The organism is Kitasatospora sp. NE20-6 (assembly GCF_045862635.1).
The window spans coordinates 1-4,413 of the sequence record NZ_BPRL01000134.1; the positions used below are offsets into that span (position 1 = coordinate 1).

Below are 4,413 nucleotides of genomic sequence, written 5' to 3' on the forward strand. Positions count from 1 at the left end.
CCGCTCCCCGAACCCCTCCGGCACCTCCACCGACAACAACCGCACAAACGCCGACCGCACCACCCCCGGCGCCACCCCGAACGCCTCCAACCCCGCATGCTCCAACGCACCCAACCACCGACCGAACCGCCGGACCGCCTCCGCACCGTCCCCGGCCGCGACGGCGTTGCGGTAGGCCATCTCCTCCCGCAGCGCCACCACTGCCGCATGCCGCGGAAGCTGGTCGATCCCTCCGAGCTCCGCGTTGATGGCGAGCTGGGACGGCAGGACGGGCATCCGCCGACGGAGCATCTCAAGCCCGGCCTTGGCCGGGTCGGCAGCCTCAGCCTTCGGCAGTACCACGGTGCCGGAAAGCTCGTCCAGCGAATCGACGAACAGCTCTTCGGTGAGGAGGGAACTGCTGGCAGTGTCGAGGCGGTGGTAGATGACGTTGTACTGGATGACGCTGTCGAGCTGCCGGCGATCCCCCGGGGTGAGCACCACGGGCACGTCCGGGATCTCGCTCAACCGCTCGCGCATCAGGTCGGGTGAGACGAGTCCTCCTCCGCCGGCCACGGTTCCGGCATTGGCCAAGGTCACAACCCTGTCCGCCAGGACCTTCAGGACAGCCTGCCGGTCACCCTCGGCGAGCAGTTCTTCCATCTGGTCCGCTGTCTTCCGGGCGTAGCCGGAGTTCCGCCAGGTGCTGTCGCTCTGGGCCAGCACCAGGGCGCTGCTGAAGCGCGCGTGTGACAGCGTGGTGCCGTCCAGGGCATCGCGGATGATGGGGCCGACATCCTGCAGAAGCGTGTCCGTGTCGATGTCCCATCGGGCTCCTGGGGATCTTCCGGCCATGTTGACGGCGACCAATGCTTCGACCGCCCGCTGGACAAGGTGCGGATCGAGCGGTCGGTCGCCCAGCATCGCGAGCACAGCGGCGCGCAGGACCAGGCGGAGGTCGCTCTGGCGGGCGACCATGCGAGCCGCCTCGAGCGAGGCGGCATCGAAGTCCGTCGCGGCGATCGCGCCCCGCAGGACGAGGGGGACCATCGCCGCAAGGCCGTCCAGGGCACTGGAGACCGCCTCGTGTTCCGTCGCCGACAGCACGTCCAGTGGCGGGGTCGCCGGTACAGGCGCGAACGGCTGGTCCTCGACGGGGTAGTACACGGTACCCGCGGCCAGCTTCTGCAGGCCCGTGCGGGCGCCCCGGACACTGTCGCGGAAGCCCGCGTCCGGCGGGGGTGTCTGCCTGTCGGCCGCCGCCACGAGTGCGTCCAGCACGGTGCCTGCGTACCTGAACGGCAGCACGGTGTCGGAGTCCGGGGTCTTCGGCCAGCCCTTGAGCAGGTCGCGGATGTCCTTGAGGATCCCGTCACGCCACTTCTGGGCATCGGACGGCCGTTCCGGCCCGCTGACGGCTTTCAGATGGAGATCGAGCAGTGCTGCCATCTGGTCGCCCAGATCCGGCATGCGGTAGCGGTCTGCGAGCTGTTCGAACGCCTCGCCCTGCTTCATCCCCTGCCGTGCTGACGCCTGAGATGCGAACCCGAAGTGCACCAGCTCCGCCCAGGCGTTCGCCAAGGTTTCCAGGAGCGCGAGCAACTGGGCGGAGGGGGTTTCCGCCGTGACATTGGCCAGAGTGAGCCCGTCGAACGAACTGGTGAGCATGTCGTGCTGGACCCCTTGGACCATCTTCAGGGCGTGCTTCCGAAGGTCCGCGACGAAGCCCGCCGGGTCGGCCGCCAGGTGGCGCAGCTGCCCGAGCTGGGCGAGCAGCAGCATCATCCGGTAGGGCGAGGTGACTCCCATGACAATTCGCCCTCGGCTGACCTCCCCGGTGAACGCCGCCATGCGGGAATCGACGGATTCGAACTCGATGCCCTTGGAGTACGTCTCCATGACAGCCCAACCGACATCCGACCTGGCGGCGTCGCACATCATCTCGGTCACGGCCGTGGCAGCGTCTCGCTTCTTCTCAATCTCCTTTTCGAGCGCGGCCACTTCGGCCAGGTACTTCTTGACCATGGGCGGCGCGAGCTCGTAGCGGACATGTGCGGCCGATCGGAGGTTCCGGCGCACCGATGAGACTGTGCCCGCATAGCCGGCCGGGTGGCCTCCCTGCCCGCTCAGGAAGGTGAGTTCCGCTTCCTCCAGAGTGAAGAAGACTTTCTGCCAGGTGCTTTCGAAGATCTCCGGTTCGGGGTCGCCGGAGTGGTGCAGGAGAGGCGTGATCGTCCGTACCGCGTCGAAGCCCTCCTTGGCCTGGGTCTTGAGGTTTCCGCGTGCCTCCTTCGTCAGCTTCGCGAGCGCGAGCGCGAGTATCGCGAAGGCCAGCGCCTGCTTGTACGGCAGGTAGCCGAGCTCGCGGGCCAGCCATACCTCCTTTCGGATCTTCAGCAGGTGGCTGTCGATCCGCAGGCCGGGCAGTTCCCACGCCGCCGCCGGAGCGCGGGTGCCGAGCTGCTCGATGTCGTCGTGGACCGCGTCGATCCGCTTGCGGATCTCCTGCGCCCACGCCGTGTAGCGGTCGTCGGTGCCGGAGCCGCGGCGCTGTGCCGGATTCTTGCCCTGACCGGAGTCGATCCGCTTCTGGTCGGCGGCCAGGTACTCCAGGCGCTCCTTGACGGCGCCCGCGACAGTCGTCCCGTCGGCGGAGCCGACGGCGTAGCGGATGTCGCTCAGCCACATCCGCTGCTCGGTCTCCTGCCGGGACTTCTGGGGCAGCCGGTCCAGGCTCGCCTTCAGCTCGGTCGCGCCGAGCTCGCCGTCACGCAGGAGTTCGACGCCGCTGGTCGCCAGGGTCTGGAGGTGCTGGTCGTAGATGCCCCGCGGTATGGACCCCTTCTTCCCCCGGGTGGCCAGGACGCTGCTGTGCAGTACGGCCAGCCAGCGGCCCAGCCGGGCCGGCCACGGCTGGGCCGTCCAGTCGTCGCCCACCTTCCGCACCATGGCCAGGGCCCGCAGTACTTCGCCGGCGTGTCCCTGGAAGTCTCCGTCCAGCAGGAGCAACTGCGCGACGACCGCCTTCCGCAGCCCCTCCAGCGCACTGGTCACCTCCGACACGTCGACGTGGCCGCCGGAGGCCACCATGGAGGCCAGCTCCTCGGCTGCCAGCACACCCTGGAGCGTGAGCAGCGATTCCACCAACGAGCCCTGCTGCCCAATCGGGAGCCGGCGCGCCCGTTTCAGTGCCGCGCCCGCCTGCTCCGCCAGCCCGGCCGTGGTAACGGTGCGGGCGGCCAGGGCGCGCAGACCGGTGGTCCACAGTTGGGCCACTCGGGCCTCTATCTGCTCTGCCGTCGGCTTCGGCTGCCACACGATGTCCGGCAGCACCTCGCCGGGCTCTGCCGTCACCGGGGCGACGGGAGTGCTCTCGGTGACGGCAACCGCCACCGGGGCGACGGAAGTGCTCTCGGTGACCGCAAGCGCCACCGGGGCGACGGAAGTGCTCTCGGCGACCGCAAGCGCCACCGGGGCGACGGAAGTGCTCTCGGTGACCGCAACCGTCCACGGGTTCGGTGCACTCGTCCGCGGCGTGCCGGGCTCGCGGTTCAGCGGGAAGGCGGTCTGGATTTCGCCGGCGAAGACGAACCCGGCGAGCCAGTTGCCGTGGATGTCGGTGCCGATGAACTTGCCGAGCAGCGGGTCCATGCCGGGTGACGCCGTGTGGAATCCGCCGGAGAGGTTCGTCTCACCGGCCAGCACGGCGTTCCGGTACGCCGCCGCGGCACTCCTCTTCATCTGTGCCCAGGTCAGGTGGGCGGGGTAGAAGGTGGTCAGTTTCGTCACCGGGACGCCGATCAGCGGCCGGTACTCGACCGTTGCATCGAACACGCCGTTCGCCAGCGGCTCCGTCCTCGAACCCTCCGGCACGGTGACGCGCACCACCGCGTCACCGTCCCGGACCGGGATCGTCCCGTCGGCGTCGAGTTGGTGGCCGCCGACCAGCCGTGGGATCCGAAGGCCCGAGAACGGATCCCTGCTCGACCTCAGTTCGAGGGACACGATGTGCTGCCTGAACCGCTCGGGATTGCCGAAACTGACCCAGATGTCCTCGTCGTGCACCGTGGAGACGGCCGCCTGTACCGGTGAAGCCCCTGACGCGGCAGAGGAGCCTGTCTGCTGTGCAGGTGTGGTTGCTTGGGATGCGGGGCCCGACTTGGACTTCTTCTTCGGCATCCACCGCACGAGTTCGGCGGGCGCGGGCACCCCCCGGTCCGTGCCCACCGGGAAGGCCGTACCGCCGAGCAGGGCGGGCACCCGGGTCTGCAGCGCCTCGATCAGGTCGGAACCGAGATCGGCACTCGCCCCCGCGCCACGCGCGGGCTGCAGCGTGAACCGCCCCGGACGCCAACTGTCCGGCTTCGGAACCCCGTTCACGTCGAACCGGTAACTGCCCGCCAGAACCCGCCCATCCGGCGTGGTGAACACCGG

1 protein-coding gene is annotated in these 4,413 nt (G+C 69.2%); it reads right to left on the bottom strand.

The annotated features are described in order from the left end of the window. A partial coding sequence (locus SNE206_RS39690) for a hypothetical protein (protein WP_407918460.1) occupies positions 1-4,413 on the bottom strand: 4,413 nt, incomplete at both ends.